This is a genomic window from Stenotrophomonas sp. YJH_SMC_135 (assembly GCF_059372355.1).
Genome location: NZ_JCAFVN010000006.1, coordinates 113996 through 129705, shown reverse-complemented (window position 1 = coordinate 129705; position 15710 = coordinate 113996). Strand labels below are relative to the sequence as shown.

The 15710-nt window shown below is 66.7% G+C and carries 15 protein-coding genes; 8 read left to right on the top strand and 7 right to left on the bottom strand.

The features are described from left to right. Positions 1-44: 44 nt before the first annotated feature. Genes AC5P98_RS18500 through AC5P98_RS18490 form a run of 3 tightly spaced genes read left to right on the top strand, consistent with a single transcriptional unit; the run spans position 45 to position 3418 of the window. The gene (locus AC5P98_RS18500) at positions 45-1529 is read left to right on the top strand and encodes an MFS transporter (RefSeq protein ID WP_049407388.1); all 1485 of its coding nucleotides are present in this window, start codon (positions 45-47) and stop codon (positions 1527-1529) included. 16 nt (positions 1530-1545) lie between these two features. Then, complete coding sequence (locus AC5P98_RS18495) at positions 1546-2583, top strand: glycoside hydrolase family 43 protein (protein ID WP_049407386.1); 1038 nt, start codon at positions 1546-1548, stop codon at positions 2581-2583. Beyond that, positions 2573-3418 carry an aldose epimerase family protein gene (locus AC5P98_RS18490; RefSeq protein ID WP_049407384.1) on the top strand — a complete coding sequence of 282 codons (846 nt, stop codon included), beginning with the start codon at positions 2573-2575 and terminating at the stop codon, positions 3416-3418. Before AC5P98_RS18495 ends, AC5P98_RS18490 begins: the two co-directional genes overlap by 11 nt. A gap of 113 nt (positions 3419-3531) precedes the next feature. On the opposite strand, the gene AC5P98_RS18485 is transcribed toward AC5P98_RS18490, so the two are convergent. The 4 genes from AC5P98_RS18485 to ptsP all read right to left on the bottom strand — a co-directional run bounded on the left by AC5P98_RS18485 (position 3532) and on the right by ptsP (position 10055). Further along, entirely contained in the window at positions 3532-4785 is a 1254-nt protein-coding gene (locus AC5P98_RS18485) for a carbohydrate porin (protein WP_049407382.1), read from the bottom strand. A gap of 13 nt (positions 4786-4798) precedes the next feature. Continuing rightward, positions 4799-6505: a PTS fructose transporter subunit IIC gene (locus tag AC5P98_RS18480; RefSeq protein ID WP_049407380.1), complete on the bottom strand. Its 1707-nt coding sequence runs from the start codon at positions 6503-6505 to the stop codon at positions 4799-4801. A gap of 86 nt (positions 6506-6591) precedes the next feature. Beyond that, positions 6592-7548: a 1-phosphofructokinase family hexose kinase gene (locus tag AC5P98_RS18475; RefSeq protein WP_032955983.1), complete on the bottom strand. Its 957-nt coding sequence runs from the start codon at positions 7546-7548 to the stop codon at positions 6592-6594. Continuing rightward, entirely contained in the window at positions 7545-10055 is a 2511-nt protein-coding gene (ptsP, locus tag AC5P98_RS18470) for a phosphoenolpyruvate--protein phosphotransferase (RefSeq protein ID WP_049407378.1), read from the bottom strand. The genes AC5P98_RS18475 and ptsP overlap by 4 nt, the downstream gene beginning before the upstream one ends. 157 nt (positions 10056-10212) lie before the next feature. On the opposite strand from ptsP, the gene AC5P98_RS18465 reads away from it, so the two are divergent. The 3 genes from AC5P98_RS18465 (at position 10213) to AC5P98_RS18455 (ending at position 12333) form a co-directional block, all read left to right on the top strand. After that, the gene (locus tag AC5P98_RS18465; RefSeq protein ID WP_014647193.1) at positions 10213-11196 is read left to right on the top strand and encodes a LacI family DNA-binding transcriptional regulator; all 984 of its coding nucleotides are present in this window, start codon (positions 10213-10215) and stop codon (positions 11194-11196) included. A gap of 335 nt (positions 11197-11531) precedes the next feature. Further along, positions 11532-11978 (top strand): Rap1a/Tai family immunity protein, encoded by a 447-nt coding sequence (locus AC5P98_RS18460; RefSeq protein ID WP_495230144.1) that lies wholly within the window; start codon positions 11532-11534, stop codon positions 11976-11978. Positions 11979-12099: 121 nt separating this feature from the next. Further along, on the top strand, positions 12100-12333 hold the full coding sequence (locus tag AC5P98_RS18455; RefSeq protein ID WP_014647190.1) for a metallothionein: 234 nt from the start codon (positions 12100-12102) through the stop codon (positions 12331-12333). Between the two features lie 7 nt (positions 12334-12340). Here the strand turns inward: AC5P98_RS18455 and AC5P98_RS18450 are convergent, their stop codons facing one another. The 3 genes from AC5P98_RS18450 to AC5P98_RS18440 all read right to left on the bottom strand — a co-directional run bounded on the left by AC5P98_RS18450 (position 12341) and on the right by AC5P98_RS18440 (position 13841). After that, positions 12341-12910, bottom strand: coding sequence for a cysteine hydrolase family protein (locus tag AC5P98_RS18450; RefSeq protein ID WP_049407373.1), 570 nt, complete (start codon positions 12908-12910; stop codon positions 12341-12343). Positions 12911-12913: 3 nt separating this feature from the next. After that, a complete protein-coding gene (locus tag AC5P98_RS18445; RefSeq protein ID WP_049407371.1) occupies positions 12914-13552 on the bottom strand; it encodes a DUF6766 family protein in 639 nt (212 codons plus the stop codon). A gap of 100 nt (positions 13553-13652) precedes the next feature. Continuing rightward, complete coding sequence (locus tag AC5P98_RS18440) at positions 13653-13841, bottom strand: hypothetical protein (RefSeq protein ID WP_014647187.1); 189 nt, start codon at positions 13839-13841, stop codon at positions 13653-13655. A gap of 148 nt (positions 13842-13989) precedes the next feature. Between AC5P98_RS18440 and AC5P98_RS18435 the strand changes: the two genes are divergently transcribed. Then, positions 13990-15153, top strand: coding sequence for a zinc-dependent alcohol dehydrogenase (locus tag AC5P98_RS18435; protein WP_049407369.1), 1164 nt, complete (start codon positions 13990-13992; stop codon positions 15151-15153). Positions 15154-15163: 10 nt separating this feature from the next. After that, positions 15164-15667: a hypothetical protein gene (locus AC5P98_RS18430; RefSeq protein ID WP_049407366.1), complete on the top strand. Its 504-nt coding sequence runs from the start codon at positions 15164-15166 to the stop codon at positions 15665-15667. Positions 15668-15710 lie beyond the last annotated feature (43 nt).

The window sequence follows — 15710 nt, the reverse complement described above, 5'->3', positions numbered from 1 at the left end:
TCGATTTCCCTCCGCCCAGATCCCTTTTCCAGGACGTCCGCTGCATGGCAAGCACTGAACACGCGCTATCGATACGCGAGAAGCTCGGCTACAGCCTGGGCGATCTCGCCGCCAACCTGATCTTCCAGACCCTGATCACCTACCTGGCGTTCTTCTACACCGACGTCTACCGCCTGCCAGCTGCGACCGCGGCCACGATCATCTTCGTGGTGGGCCTGCTGGGTGCGTTCGTGTTCACGCCGTTGATCGGCATCGCGGCTGACCGGACGTCCACCCGTTGGGGCCGCTTCCGGCCGTGGATCCTGTGGACGGCCATTCCCTTTGGCGTACTGTCCCTGCTGGCGTTCAGCACGCCGGACCTGGGCGAGCGCGGAAAGGTGATCTATGCACTGGCCACCTACGCGCTGCTGGTGTGCGTGTACGCAGCGAACAACCTGCCGTACTCGGCGCTGAGCGGCGTGCTGACCGGCAGCATGGCCCAGCGCAACAGCCTTTCGGCCTACCGCTTCGTGGCCGTGATGATCGCGCAGTTCATCATCCAGGTGCTGCTGATGCCGCTGGTGCTGATCCTGGGTGACGGCGACCGGGTGCGCGGCTTCGAGCAGGTCATGACCGCATTCGCCATCATCGGCACGGCGTTCTTCCTGATCACGTTCGCCACCACCCGCGAACGCATCGTGCCGACGCGTGAACAGACTGGCGGCATAGTGCAGGACCTGTCGGACCTGCTGCACAACCGCCCGTGGCAGGTGATGCTGGCCCTGACCGTGCTGGTGTTCATCAACCTGGCATTGAAAGGCGGTACCTACATCTATTACTTCCAGTACTACATGAGTGAAGCGGCGCTGGCCGGCTTCCTTGAAAACTCGGGGTTCAACGGCCTGGTCAGCGCGTTGAATGCTACGCTGGCCAGCGCCGGCTTCGCGGCGTTCACCTGGCCGAAGGACGCGGCCACCTCGGCGTTCAGCCTGTTCAACGCGTGCGGCATCCTCTGCATGATCCTGGGTATCGGCGCATCGCGACGGTTGGCGGACCGCTTCGGCAAGCGCGACGTCTTCGGTGGCGCCCTGTTTGTCTCGACCCTGTTCCTGCTTGCCTTCTACCTGTTTCCACCCACGGCGGTGGCGGTGGCGTTCGGCGCCTTCATGCTGCATGGCTTCTGCTACGGCATCACCATCCCGTTGCTGTGGGCGATGATCGCCGACGTCGCGGACTATTCGGAGTGGAAGAACCATCGGCGGGCAACCGCGATCATCTTCTCGGCGATGCTGTGCGGGCTGAAGATCGGCCTCAGCGTGGGCGGCGCGCTGGTCGCCGCGATCCTCGCCCACTACGGCTACCAGGCCGGCTTGGCGCAGCAGCCTGAGGCCGTGGTGCAGGGCATCCGCCTGACCGTAAGCGTCTACTGCTCCCTTCCTTTCCTGCTCGCCGTGGCGCTGCTGGTCTTCTACAGGATCGACAAGCGCACCGAAACCCGCATCGAGCAGGACCTCCACCTGCGTCGCCGTTCCGCCGACGCCTCCGCGTAACCCCAAGATGACGACCATGATCGACCTCTCTGCCGGCGAAGACGGCCAGGCCAGCGAAGCCCGTCTTGCGCAGCTCACCGCGCACGCCATTTCGCAACCACTGGTGACCCACATCTATACCGCCGACCCTTCGGCGCATGTGTTCGAGGGGCGCCTGTACATCTATCCGTCGCACGACATCGACGGCGGCCAGCCATTCGACGACGAAGGTGGCCACTTCGGCATGCAGGATTATCATGTGCTGAAGATGGATACGCCCGACGGCACGGCCGTCGATTGCGGCATGGCGTTGCATGTGCGCGACGTGCCCTGGGCCCGGAAACAGATGTGGGCCCCCGATGCCGCCTGCCGTGATGGCCGCTACTACCTCTACTTCCCGGCCAAGGATGCCGAGGGCCGGTTCCGCATCGGCGTGGCGATCGGTACGCGGCCGGAGGGCCCGTTCGTGCCCCAGCCGGAGCCGATCAAGGGTGCGTACTCGATCGACCCGGCCGTGTTCGAAGACGAGGATGGCAGCCACTACCTGTACTTCGGCGGCATATGGGGCGGGCAGCTGCAGAAGTATCGTGACAACCAGTACAGCGGGGCCCACGAGGAGCCCGAGGGCAGCGCGCCGGCCCTGGGCCCGCGCGTGGGCCGCCTGGATGCCGGCATGACCGAGCTGGCCGAACCCACCCGCGAAGTGCAGATCCTGGATGAGCATGGCCAGCCGCTGCGCGCGGACGACCATGCGCGCCGCTTCTTCGAAGGTCCGTGGCTGCACAGGTACCAGGGTCGCTACTACCTGTCGTACTCCACTGGCAACACCCACCAGCTGTGCTACGCCATCGGCGACAGCCCGTATGGACCGTTCACCTACGCTGGCGTGATCCTCACCCCCGTGGTCGGTTGGACCACCCACCACTCCATCTGCCAGTTCGAAGGGCAGTGGTACCTGTTCTATCACGATGCACTGATGTCCGGCGGCATCACCCACCTGCGCTCGGCCAAGTGCACGCCGCTGCACATGGAGCCGGACGGAAGCATCCGCACGATCAACCCGTATGGGGCCTGAGCGGATGCTGCCGGTGGATGATGCGCTGGCTCCGCTGCCAGCCGGCGAGCTGCACTGGCTGAGGTGCGGCGAACTGGAGGTTGCGTTCGCCGCAGGGGCGGGCGGGCGCGTGGCGCACCTGCGCTACCAGGGCGTGGAATGGCTGGTGGATGCGCAGCAGGCAGGCCCGGCGGCGATCGCGTGGGGCTGCTACCCGATGGTGCCGTGGGCCGGGCGCATCCGCCGTGGACAGTTCCATTTTGACGGCAGGCCGCATCGGCTGCCGCTCAACTTCGACGGGCACGCCATCCATGGGGTGGGTTTCTCGCGACCCTGGCGGATCGACCGCCTGGACGCGGCGGCAGCCCGGTTGTCGCTGGAGCTGCCGCGCGACGGCTACTGGCCTTTCGGTGGCGCTGCCGTGCTGGACCTGCAGTTGCAAGCTCACAGCCTGCAGATGGACCTCTCGGTCCAGGCCGGCGGCCAGGCGATGCCGGCGGTGCTGGGCTGGCACCCCTGGTTCCGGAAGCCGGAACGACTGCTTTTCAGTCCTCGCTTGATGTATCCGCGGGACAGGGAAGGTATTGCCACGCTGCCCCGCGTGGAGCCCACCACCGGCCCCTGGGATGACTGCTTCATCGCCGACGGTGACGTCACGCTGATACGCGAAGGCCAGCACCTGCGGCTGAGGTCGGACCACGACCACTGGGTGGTCTACGATGGTACGCCGCACGCCACCTGTGTCGAGCCGCAGAGCGGCCCGCCAGATGGCTACACCCTGGCACCGCACCGGCTGGAGCCCGGCCAGCGCCTCGCATTGACATTCGAACTGGCGTGGGCGGCGGACAGCACCTGAAACCCCGGCCAGGGCAGGCGGTCACCCGGGTGCCGGGCGGTCGGTACGCCGCCTGGACCGGCCGTGGACCCGGTGCCTGACACGGGCCGCGCCCCAGGACCACCTGACATTTCCTACAGGTTCCAGTCGATCCGCATGCCCGCGATCAGCGCATCCGGCAGGTCGTGCTGGCGTGCGGGCTCATTGAACTGGTCGGGGTGCACGATGTAGTGCAGGTTCGGTGCAACACGAAGCTGCGGGCTGAGCTGGATGCCGTAGCTCAGCTCCATCATCACCTGGCTCCCGTGCGGGGTGCCGCTGCCACCGGCTGCGGCGCGGGCGAGGCGCAGGTCTTCCAGCGCGATGCTGCTGTACTTCTGCTGGGTCACGACGAAAGCGATGCTGTCCTGCGGCCGCCGGGCGAACGTGCCTTTCTGCACCAGCCCGGCCTGCAGGAAATGATCCTCGATCAACTGGCCGGAGGTGCCCTTGAGCGCCGCACCGAAAAGGGTCAGGCCGCGGCCGGCACCATCACTGGTGAGCTGCTGCTCGAAGCGGGCGAACGCACCGGAGCGACCGTGACGCGTCGCGTACTCCTGGCCACTGAGCAGCGCGGGAATGCCGTTGGCATCGCGCAGCGGATCGCGATAGGTCGAGTTGTCCTGCCAGCCACCGAGTTCGTAGCGGGCTTTCAGTCGTGCCGAAGCAGGGCTGCGCCAGCCGATCGTGTAGGGCACGATCCAGCCGGTGGCCTGGTTCGTATTCCACTTCAGGCCATGCTGGCCATCCTCGGCCTGGCTGGGATCAACCTGGTAGGCGCCGACGCGGACATAGACATCGGGCGTCACCCAGGCCGTGGCATCGGCCATCCAGCTCGATACCGGCCACCAGGTGAAACTGCTGGTGCGGAATACGTAGGTCGGGTTGCCACAGGCCGAGTTGCCCTGGAAGTACTGGCACAGGTCCGAACCCAGGTGGTGGATGTTGGCGACGCTGCGCCCTGCTTCCAGCACCAACCGGTCGTTGAACAACTTCTGTTCGAGGGTCAGGTTGGCCAGGCGCGTGCCCTGGCCGCCGTAGATTTCCTGCACCGAGGTGCTGTTGCCTGTACTGCTGTTGGCGAGATTGGTGCCATGGCGGTTGATGCCGTAGGCCTTGACCGTCGCACCTCGCCAGCCAAACGCCGCGTCCAGGTCCACGTCGGCACCGAACATCAGCTGGCCGGCATAGGCCGTGCCGCTGCGCTTGCCACCGTCGAGCGTGGCGGCCGCTTCGCCGGTGTAGGCGAGCTTCGGAGCGAAGACGTCGCTCGCGTCGGCGGCTGCGGCCAGTGATGGCAGGGCCAGCAGGATCACTGTCGGCAGCAGGCGGCGGGAAGGGGAGGTCATGGGCGGGTTCCTTTTACAGGGTGGGAGCCGTGACCGGCTTCTTGAGCATGCGCAGCGCGATCGCGGTGACGGCGACGCCGGCCACGAGTGCCAGCAGGTAGATGCCAAGGTGGGTGACTGCGTTCGGGATCGGCAGCACGAACACGCCGCCATGCGGCACCTTCAGTTCGACGCCTGCGGCCATCGAGATCGCACCGGCCACGGCAGAACCAAGGATCAGCGCCGGAATGGTGCGCAGCGGATCACGCGCGGCATAGGGGATCGCGCCTTCGGTCACGAAACTGAGACCAAGCACGCCAGCGGCACCGGCCGTGCCACGCTCCTCGGCAGTGAAGCGGTTGCTGAACAGCCATGTCGCCAGTGCGATACCCAGCGGCGGCGTCATGCCGCCGATCATCGTCGCCGCCATCGGCGTGTAGACCTGGCTGGAAATCAATGCGGTAGAGAAGGCGTAGGACGCCTTGTTGACGGGGCCGCCCATGTCCACCGCCATCATGCCGCCCAGCAACAGGCCAAGCAGGATCGCGCTGCTGCCTTGCATGCCGCGCAGCCAGTCGGTCAGCCAGGCCAGCAGCCCAGCCACCGGCGTACCGATCACATACATCATCAACAGGCCGACCAGCAGCGTGCCCAGCACCGGCAGGATCAGCACCGGCTTGAGGCCTTCCAGGCTGCGCGGCAGGCGCAGCGCACGGTTGATCCAATGCACGCCGTAGCCGGCGATGAAACCGGCCAGGATGCCGCCGATGAAGCCCGCATCCATGTTGACTGCCACCAATCCCCCGATCATGCCCGGGGCGATGCCCGGGCGATCGGCGATGGAGTAGGCGATGTAGCCGGCCAGTGCCGGCACCATCAGCATGAAGCCGGACTTGGCGCCGATCTGGAACAGCGACCAGGCCAGCGTGCCCTTGTGTGCATCGTCGAAGGCATAGATGCCGCCGAGCGCGAACGCCAGTGCGATTAGCAGGCCGCCGGCAGTGACGAACGGCAGCATGAACGACACGCCGGTCATCAGGTGCTTGTAGGGGCCGGTGACCCTGGCCTTCTCGGTGGTGCGACCTGAAGCCACCCTGCCGGTCTGCACGCCAGCCTCGGCCAGCGCCTTGCGGATCAGGTTCTGGCCGTCATTGATCGCCGGCTTGGTGCCGCTCTTGAACAGGCGTTTGCCAGCAAAGCGCGACAGATCGACTTCGCGGTCGGCGGCGATCAGCACCAGGTCGGCGGCGGCGATTTCGTCGTCGCTCAACGCGTCCTGGGCGCCGACCGAGCCCTGGGTTTCCACCCGGATCGCGTGGCCCAGTGCCTTGGCCGCCTGCTGCAGGCCTTCGGCCGCCATGAACGTGTGGGCGATGCCGGTCGGGCAGGAGGTGACGGCGACGATGCGCTTGCCCGCGTCATCCCTGGAAGGGGGTGCCGATGCTGCGGCGAGCTGCGCCAGCACGGCGAGCGGGTCGTCCAGCACTTCACCGAGGCCGGCGCGCACGATCTGGGCATTGCCGAAGCGGGCGCTGTCCGCCTCGCCGTCACCCACCAGCAGCAGCTGCGTTGCGGCGGCAGCCTGCGCGTCGGACAGTGCCCCGGTCACGCCCTGATTGCTGCGGATTTCGATCGCCAATTCGACCCTTTGCTGGCGTGCGGCGCGGCGCAGCGCTTCGGCGGCAAGAACGGCCTCGATGCTGCGTTCGCCAGCGGCGATGACTACGGTGGAAGCTTGCATGGCAACTCCTGGAATTCTTCGGGTTCGTCCTTGCAGCAGGGGCCATCGGTGGCCCAAGGCCAGCCGCAGCCCCCTCTGCAGGGGTTTCAATCCAACCGCTCGATCAGTACATCGCCGGTCCACGCGCGCACCTGCGCCGGGTCCAGCCGTCGCGCGTCGCCACTCTCCAGCCGGCTCATCGAGAACGCCGTGGCCAGTCGCGCACAACCGGCCAGGTCGGGGGAGGGCTCCAACAAGGCGGCGGCGATGCCGGCGACCATGGCGTCGCCGGCACCGACCGTACTGCCCTGCGCCAGTCGCGCCGGTCGTGCGACCAGGGCGCCGCTGCGATCAATGAACAGCGCGCCGTCGGCGCCCATCGAGATCGCTACGAGTGCAACTCCGCGTTCGACCAGGGCCCGGCCCGCGGCGCGCAGGGCGCTGCGATCCAGCAGCGGCGTGCCGGCCCAGGCCTCCAGTTCATGGCGGTTGGGCTTGACCGCGTAGGGCAGTGCACCCTGTGCACCACTCAACGCGGCGGCAAGCGCGTCGCCACTGGTATCCAGCAGTACGCGCGCGCCGGCGGCGCGCACCTGCGCCTGCAGTCGGGCCCATGCATCGGCTTGCAGCCCGGACGGAAGGCTGCCGGACAGCACCACCGGCAGCTGCGGCTGGAGCAGTGCGTCGAGTCGGCGCGATACCGCGTCCAGATCGGCGTCACACAGTGACAGGCCGGGCAGGTTGATGTCGGTGGTCTCGCCGTTGGCGTCTTCCACCAGCTTGATGTTGGTGCGGGTACGGCCCGGAATGCGCAGACACGCGTCTGCGATGCCCCGATCGGAAAACAGTGCGCTGAACACGCCGTCGTTGCCATCGCCGAGCACGCCCAGCGCAGTGGTCGGCACGCCCCAGTCTGCCAGGCAGGCGGCCACGTTGATGCCTTTGCCGCCGGCATCGTCGCGGGAACTGCGGGCGCGATGCACGTGACCCGGTTGCAGGTTCGCCAGCCGCACGGTCTGGTCGATTGCCGGGTTCAGGGTAATGGTGACGGCGCGGGAACTCATGCGCGCGCTCCATCGAGGGCACGCACCTGCTCGGCGGTTTCGCAGTCCAGCGCCGTCGCAGCCAGCGTTCGCAGATCGGCCAGCGCGCTGCCACGCAGGCGTGCTTTCACGGCCGGGATGTCGTTCGGGGTCATCGACAGTTCGTCCACGCCCAGGCCGGCCAACAGCAGTGCGCCGAACGGATCGCCGGCCAGCCCGCCACAGACGCCCACCCAGCGCCCATGCAGTCGTGCGCCTTCCACCGTGGCGCGGATCGCGCGCAGCACGGCCGGATGCAGGCTGTCGGCCTCGGCGGCCAGTTCCGGATTCTGGCGGTCGATCGCCAGCACGTACTGGGTCAGGTCGTTGGTACCGATCGAGAAGAAGTCGGCGTGGCGGGCCAGCACATCGCTCTGCGCCGCAGCGGCCGGCACTTCGATCATGATGCCGATCGGTACCCCGGGCGCCTGCAGTGCTGCGCGCTGGCGCTCGCAGATGGCGCGCAGTGCGACCAGCTCGCTCACCGAGGTGATCATCGGGAACATGATGGACAGGCGCGCGCCGTCTTTCGCCGCGCGGTACAGCGCACGCAGCTGCGGTTCCAGCAGGTCCGGCCGGCGCAGCAGCAGGCGCGCGCCGCGCACGCCCAGGAACGGGTTTTCCTCATGCGGCAGCTCCAGGTGCGCCACCTGCTTGTCGCCACCGATATCGAGCGCACGCACGATCAGTGGGCGGCCGCCGAGTGCCTTGGCCATCGCCACATACGTGGTGTACTGCTCATCCTCGCTGGGCGTACTGCCACGTTCAAGGAACAGGAATTCGGTGCGCATCAGGCCGACGCCTTCCGCGCCTTGCTCCAGTGCCAGCGGCACCTGCTCGGGCAGGTTGACGTTGGCGCCGATGTCGATGCGGTGGCCGTCCGGCGTCTGTGCCGGCTGCGCGCGTTGCGCCGCTTCACGCTCGCGGATCTGCTGCTGTTCGGCGATCCACGCGCGCGCCGAGGCGAGATCGGCCTCGGACGGAGACAGGTAGAGCCGCCCGCAGTTGCCGTCGATGATCGCCTCGCGACCGGCGCTGATCGCGAGCAGCTCGCCCCCCCCGGCGACCAGCGCCGGCAGGCCGAGGGTGCGCGAGAGGATGGCGGTGTGCGAGGTCGGCCCGCCCTGCGCGGTGGCCAGGCCAATCACGCGGGTAGTGTCGAGGTTGGCCGTGTCGGACGGCGACAGGTCCGCCGCGATCAGGATGCACGGGTGCGCGGGCAGGTCGGCCAGGCCGCCACCGGCGGCCGACGGATCAAGCTGCGCCAGCACTCGGCGGCCAACGTCACGCAGGTCGGCGGCGCGCCCGGCCAGCACCGGGTTGCCCAGCGCGGCCAGGCCCGAGGCGATGTGTTCGATGGCCTGATGCCAGGACCATGCGACGCCATGGCCTTCGACCATCAGCTGGCAGGTACGGGTAATCAGGTCGGTGTCGTCCAACAGCGCGGCATGGGCCTTGAAGATGGCGGCGTCCGAGGCGCCAAGCCGGCGCTGGGTGTCATCCTGCAGCGCGGCCAACTGCTGGCGGGTGCGGGCGAGCGCGTCCTGCAGACGCGCCCCGCCTTCGCCGAGCGGGGCCGGGCGGTCGGCGACCTCGGCCTGCGTGCTGGCCAATACATGCACCGGGCCGATTGCCAGCCCAGGGCTGGCACCGATGCCGACGATGGCAGCCTGTGCCTCGGGCGGATTCCAGCCTGCCACCGGCGCGGCCTTGCGTTGTGCTGCGCGCTCGGCGTCGGCCTTTTCCTGTGCCACCAGGTCCTCCATGACCCTGCGCAGCGCGGTCAGCAGGGCGGGGGCATCCGCCCCCTCGGCAGACACGCTGACGGCATCGCCATGACGCAGGCCAAGTTGCAGCAGCGCGACCAGACTCTTGGCGTCCGCTGCCTGGTCGCCGGCACGCACCTGGGCGCGGGCCGCAAAGCGGCGCGCCGTCTCTGCCCAGCGCGTGGCCGGGCGCGCGTGCAGGCCGCTGGGGTAGGCAATGGTCCAGTCAAAGCGCTCGGCCAGATCGGTGGCCGTTACCTGGGCGGTCGTGATCGCAATGTCGCCGGTCAGCGCGTTGACGATCTCACCCGCATCGGTGGTCGCAAACAGGCGCTGCAGCGTTGCCTCATCCTGGATCAGCCGGGTCAGGCGGCGCAGCAGGGTAATGTGGGTATCGGACTGGGCAGCGATGCCAACCACCAGACGGGTGACCTGCCCCGGATTCCATTCCACGCCTTCCGGCAACTGCAGCACGGCAATGCCATCGCGGCGCACCAGATGGCGGTCCTCGCCAAGCCCGTGGGGGATTGCCACGCCATGGCCGAGGAAGGTGTTGGCCAGCGCTTCGCGCCGTCCCATGCTGGCCTCGTACCCCGGCGCCACGCAGCCGGCCGCGACCAGCATCTGCGCGACCTGGGCGATCGCATCGGTCTTGTCCTGCGCCCGCGCGTCCAGGCGGATCAGTTCCCGGCTGACGGGGGAGGGGAAGGTCTGGGGCGACAAAGGGCGGCTCCGGCAAAAGGATGGCTGGGCATATTGGGAACGTTCCCACCGCCTATTTCAATGTGCACTGCACAAAATGCCAATAGCTCTTTGGCGTTAGCATTGTCCTGAACAGCCGCCGGGCCATGGCAGGCGCACTTTTCCGGGAACGTTTCCAATGAGTATCAGCATCAATGACGTCGCGCGTGTAGCGGGGGTATCCAAGTCCACCGTGTCGCGGGTTCTCGGGGGCGGCCCGGTCAGCGAAGAGGTTCGCGGCCGGGTCGAGGTGGCGATCCGCCAGACCGGCTATCGGCCGAACCTGCAGGCAAGGCGGCTGCGCTCCCGGCACACCGGCATCATCGGGTTGATCGTTGCGGATATCCGCAACCCGTTCTTCACTGCGCTTATCCGTGCGGTGGAGGAGGTCGCCTATCGCGAAGGCCTGCGCGTCACGCTCTGCAACACCGACGAAGACCCCGAGCGCGAGGCGCTGTACCTGCAGTTGATGCACGAGGAGCGCATCAGTGGACTGATCTTTGCGCCCACACGGACCACGGTGGGGCGGCTGGAACGGCTCACGCTGGACTTCCCGACGGTACTGGTGGACCGCGCCGCGGCCAGCGGGTCGATCGACAGCGTGGTGCTGGACAATCCCGCGGCGATGGGCGCCCTGGTCGAGCATCTCGTCGAGCGTGGCTATCGCCGCATCGGCGGCCTGTTCGGCAGCACCAGCACCACGGCGGCCGAGCGCCGCGACGGCTATCTTGCTGCGATGCGCACGCACGGATTGGAGCCGGATTACCGCGAAGTCGAGCCAACGGCCGAGGCCGCCATCGCAACGGTCGACCAATGGCTGGCCGGCCCTTCGCGTCCCGACGCGCTGGTCACCAGCAACAGCCTGCTGCTCATGGGTGCATTGAAGGCGGCACGCAGCGCCGGTCTCGCCATTCCAGGAGAGCTGGCGCTGGCAGGGTTCGACAACGAGCGCTGGACCGAGCTGGTCGAACCTGGCATTACCGTGGTCGAGCAGCCGGTTGAAGACATGGGGCGCGCTGCGATGTCGCTGTTGCTGGAACGCCTGCGCATGCCGGAGCTGCCCGTGCGCAGGCTGGTGATGACGGGAAGGTGCGTGGTGAGAGGGTCGACGGCTGGGCGATAGTCCGGCACCGGCCTGCGGCAGCCGCCAGATGTTGGCGGGTCATGCGTTGTCTGCTACAAGCCAACTGTACGCAGACACAGTGGAGGATCGCCTTGTCAGAGCACTGCTCCGCCTGCAGGCATCCCACCACGATCCTTCCAGATGGCTGGCAGCGCCCGTGCCTTCAGCATCCCGCTGGTCCGACTGGCGACGCATCTCCGGGCAGTGGCGCATGGAAAACGGCCAATACGACGTATTCTGGAAGCCTCTACGATCTCATCGCGTTTCTCGGCCAGCTTGATCGGCTTTGACCTCTGCCGCGTGGCATCCATGAAAGCAACAGCCAGGGCCTCAACATGAAGGGACATCACCAACCCCAGGCGCGCCGCGTCATGCCTCGGCTCCTCGCACTTGGCCTCTGCGCGCTGGCTGGGTCCGCTGTGGCCGGAACAACGCAGCCGGCACGGACCTGGCTTGTCAGCGGCACGGAACTCATCACCCTCCTGCAGGGGAAAGGCGATGACGGGTTCTGCGACGGCGAACAGTGCCGGAGCCTGTCCAGCGCTCGCGCCAGCGGCTATATCCTGGGCGTCGCCGCTGCCAGCCGCGGACAGTGGTGCGGGCAGGGCCAGATCCTTCCGCATGAACTGGTCGACCATGTGTCTTCCCATCTCCGGCGACTGCCCCGCGAGCGATTGCAGCAGGATGCGTCGCCACTGGTTGTCGAAGGGCTGCGCACGGCGTTTCCCTGTGGTCGCGGCACACCACGTGGCAACAGTGCCGAGCCCGGCAATGACCAATGAAGCATGCCGCGCCCGCTTGGCGACGATGCGCACGTCCTACACCCTCGCGACACGGTGCATTCACGGCCACCGACATTCGCGCTGCCACACTGCATGTTCCTTCCACAGCACGAGGTGCCCCATGGCTACCTGTGATGTCTGCGGCAACAACTACGACAAGAGCTTTACCCTGCAGCAGGGCGGGCGCAGCGGCACGTTCGATTCGTTCGAGTGCGCGATCCACGCATTCGCACCCCGCTGCGCACACTGCAAATGCGCGGTCATTGGGCATGGCGTTGAAGGAAATGGCCAGATCTTCTGCTGTGCACATTGCGCCGGTCATGCCGGCGTACAGGGGATAGCCGACCGGGCCTGAGCTGCCTTCAGCGCCCTCCTGCTTCCTGCCCAGAGACAAGCGAAGAAAGCCGCGCGATCCGGGCTGCGCCCGAATCAGCCAGCAGCGCCAGTGCGCGCCGCTTCCGGGAAGGCAGCCCCGCCACGACCTCCGGTGCCAACACGACGTCGAACTCTCTGGCGTTGGCATCCAGCGCGGTGGCCAGAACGCACGAATCGGCCGTCATGCCACTCAGGCACAGGCGGCGCACGCCCAATTTGGCCAGCAGAATCGGCAAGGGACTGGCCAGGAACGCCGAGTGCTTGGGCTTGAGCACGAAGTAATGACCGGGCAAGGGCGAGAGAAGGCTGGCAATTCGCCCCGCCGGACCGCCGTCGCGCCGGCACTGTTCCACCTGCTGGCGGAAATCGCGCTTCCAATCCGAGAAATTGTCATTGGCGTAGATGACCGGCCACCCGCGTTCGCCGAAGTGATCCCTCAGGCGCCGGATCTGCCGGGCCGCCCGCTCTGCCGCGGGCGCCAGCTCCTGCGCGCCCGGGAAATCGAAACGGCTGAACATGTCGATGATCAGCAAGGCCGTCGACGGATCATCTGCCATGGTTCAATCTCCTGTCTGGGTATGCGGCGCCTCGACCGGCTTGGACTGCGGCGAATCTTTCTGGCGCAGGAAGATCGTCAGCACCACCAGAGACAGCACGGCCAGGAATTCGCTTTGCCAGTTCTGCATGGATTCGAACCAGAATGTGCTGCTGGCGAGGTGCTCCACAAAGCCTGGCGGCGGCAATCCCTTCAACTGCTGTTCGGCCTCCTCGGCGCGCCAGCTTCCCAATGCATGCAGCGTAAAGCTGAACAGGAACAACAGCCCAAACGCAATCGCCAGCGAATGACCGTAAAGAACCTTCCACAGGCCACCGCGCCTGACCGGCCAGGGCGTGCGGCCGGGTTCGATGCGATTCTGTTCCTGCGCGGGGTCCAGCGGCCGCGATTCGGCCGAACCGCGCTGGCGCAGGCTGACCGTCAGCAGAACGTACATCCCCATCTGCAGGAACTCGCTCTCCCAGTTCTCGAACGTGGCGCTGACGAAGTGCCCGGTAGCCAGGTAGTGCCAGAAATCGATCGGCACGCGTCCGTGCTCGACCAGTTCCTGGTTGTGCACGTGATGCCCCGCAACTGCCTGGCCCACAATGAACACCAACGTGAGCGCAAGCAGCACCAGCGAGAGACCGTTGCGTTTCCACATGCAACACCTCGTTCAGGCCGTTCCAAAGATCGTCCATGAAGCTTGCGTGGGCAAAGGGCCATGCCTCGTGATTGCTGCGCATCCGGGATGTGAGGCGGACTCAACGCTTTCCCGTCGGATCGGGATCAGGGCGCTCGTAGTCCTCCGGTACCGCCTTGGGGCCGTCGCCGTCGTCGGGCATGTCGTGCTCCTTCCATCTGGCTCGATCGTTGCGCCGTTTGTCCGGCGTGTGCGCTTTTGACTGATCGTCCACATCCGTCGTTGGATTGAAGGGCAGTTTGTCGTTCATGGGCAGCTCCTGCGGCGAGAGAGTGAAGCCTGCACCGCGCCGGGTTAACGCCACGACGCTGCAGAATGAACGCCGCGCACACCGGGATGTCACTGCAGCCGGATGGCGGCCTTGCGATGCTGAAGGCCCGAGCTCCTGGAGCAGCACGATGCAGGCATTGACCTATCACGGCCGCAGGGATGTGCGCGTCGAGACTGTGCCCGACCCGGTACTGGCGGCGGATGACGATCTGATACTGCGGGTGACCGCCACCGCCATCTGCGGTTCGGACCTGCACCTCTACCGCGGCAAGATTCCTGATCTGCACGATGGCGATGTACTGGGCCACGAATTCATGGGCGTGGTGGAAGAGGTCGGCAGCGGCGTGACCCAGGTGAAGCCGGGCGATCGCGTGGTGATTCCGTTCGTGATCGCCTGTGGCGAGTGTTTCCACTGCAGGCTGGCCGAATATGCCGCATGCGAGACCACCAATCCTGGCAAGGGCGCGGCGCTGAACCAGAAAGGGCTGCTGCCTCCAGCTGCTTTGTTCGGATACAGCCATCTGTATGGCGGCGTAGCCGGTGGCCAAGCCGAATTCGTACGCGTGCCGAAGGCCAACGTGGGCCCGTTGCGCATTCCGGAAGGCGTGGCCGATGAGCAGGTGCTGTTCCTGTCTGACATTCTCCCGACCGGCTATCAGGCCGCGCTGAACGCGGGTGTGAAGCCCGGCTCGACGGTGGCCATCTTCGGCGCCGGTCCGGTTGGGCTGATGAGCGCGGCCTGTTGCCGGCTGCTGGGAGCAGAGACCATCTTCATGGTCGACCACCTTCGTTACCGCCTAGACTATGCACGCCGTGCCTACGGCGTGACCCCCATCGACTTCAAGGAGATCGAAGACCCGGCCGATTACATCCTTACCCAGACCAGTGGGCGGGGCGTAGACGCCTGCATCGAGGCCGTAGGCTTCGAGGCCGAGGGCAGTGCGCTGGAGTCAGCGTTGACCGCTGTAAAGCTGGAAGGCAGCAGTGGCGTGGCGATACGGCAATGCATCGCGGCAACGCGCCGTGGCGGCGTGGTCAGCATTCCAGGCGTCTATGCCGGCTTCATCCATGGTTTTCTGCTGGGTGATGCGTTCGATAAAGGTCTGACATTCAAGATGGGCCAGACCCATGTGCAGGGGCTGATGCCGGAACTGCTTGACGCAATCATGGAAGGAAAGCTGGATCCGGGTGACATCATCTCGCACCGGATGCGCCTGGCCGACGCTGCGCAGGGCTACGCGATATTCGATGCCAAGGATGACGACTGCCGCAAGATCGTGCTGACACCCTGAGCATGCTGCCATGAGCGCGATTGCCGCCGGTGTCTACGCACTGTGGCTGGCTGCCGGCTGGCTGGACTTCCATTTTCACCGGCGGACCGACCTTCCACACACCTCTGCGATGCGCGAAAGCCTGTTGCATGGGGTGCAGTTGCTGCTGATCGGAAGCGGGGTGCTCGCATGGCTCCTGCTGGAAAACACGCTGTCGCTCGTCACGTTTCTGGCACTTCTGGTCCTCGCGCACGCAATCGCCGGCTACTTCGACACCGTCAGCGCGGACGGCAGACGACGCATCAGCCCGGCAGAGCAGCATGTGCACAGCGTGCTCGATGCCGCGCCGTGGGTCCTGCTGGGCTGGGTGGGCTGGCAGGTCCACCCCCGGTGGTCGCTCGAAGTGAAGCCTGCAGCACCGGGCGTCTGGCGGCTGGTCCTGCTGCCGGCGCTGGGCGTGGTCGTGCTGCCATGGTTGTGGGAGCTGCTGCAGTGCCTGCGCGCACGACGGCAGCGCGGGCAAGCGAGCGCGTGAGGATCATCGCGCAGAGAATTCATGCGCCGGCTACGCCTCCCAG

Excerpts from the sequence above, each read along its gene's own strand:
- AC5P98_RS18500 (WP_049407388.1), top strand. The coding sequence starts at position 45 with ATGGCAAGCACTGAACACGCGCTATCGATACGCGAGAAGCTCGGCTAC.
- AC5P98_RS18495 (WP_049407386.1), top strand. The coding sequence starts at position 1,546 with ATGATCGACCTCTCTGCCGGCGAAGACGGCCAGGCCAGCGAAGCCCGT.
- AC5P98_RS18490 (WP_049407384.1), top strand. The coding sequence starts at position 2,573 with ATGGGGCCTGAGCGGATGCTGCCGGTGGATGATGCGCTGGCTCCGCTG.
- AC5P98_RS18485 (WP_049407382.1), bottom strand. The coding sequence starts at position 4,785 with ATGACCTCCCCTTCCCGCCGCCTGCTGCCGACAGTGATCCTGCTGGCC.
- AC5P98_RS18480 (WP_049407380.1), bottom strand. The coding sequence starts at position 6,505 with ATGCAAGCTTCCACCGTAGTCATCGCCGCTGGCGAACGCAGCATCGAG.
- AC5P98_RS18475 (WP_032955983.1), bottom strand. The coding sequence starts at position 7,548 with ATGAGTTCCCGCGCCGTCACCATTACCCTGAACCCGGCAATCGACCAG.
- AC5P98_RS18465 (WP_014647193.1), top strand. The coding sequence starts at position 10,213 with ATGAGTATCAGCATCAATGACGTCGCGCGTGTAGCGGGGGTATCCAAG.
- AC5P98_RS18460 (WP_495230144.1), top strand. The coding sequence starts at position 11,532 with ATGAAGGGACATCACCAACCCCAGGCGCGCCGCGTCATGCCTCGGCTC.
- AC5P98_RS18455 (WP_014647190.1), top strand. The coding sequence starts at position 12,100 with ATGGCTACCTGTGATGTCTGCGGCAACAACTACGACAAGAGCTTTACC.
- AC5P98_RS18450 (WP_049407373.1), bottom strand. The coding sequence starts at position 12,910 with ATGGCAGATGATCCGTCGACGGCCTTGCTGATCATCGACATGTTCAGC.
- AC5P98_RS18445 (WP_049407371.1), bottom strand. The coding sequence starts at position 13,552 with ATGTGGAAACGCAACGGTCTCTCGCTGGTGCTGCTTGCGCTCACGTTG.
- AC5P98_RS18440 (WP_014647187.1), bottom strand. The coding sequence starts at position 13,841 with ATGAACGACAAACTGCCCTTCAATCCAACGACGGATGTGGACGATCAG.
- AC5P98_RS18435 (WP_049407369.1), top strand. The coding sequence starts at position 13,990 with ATGCAGGCATTGACCTATCACGGCCGCAGGGATGTGCGCGTCGAGACT.
- AC5P98_RS18430 (WP_049407366.1), top strand. The coding sequence starts at position 15,164 with ATGAGCGCGATTGCCGCCGGTGTCTACGCACTGTGGCTGGCTGCCGGC.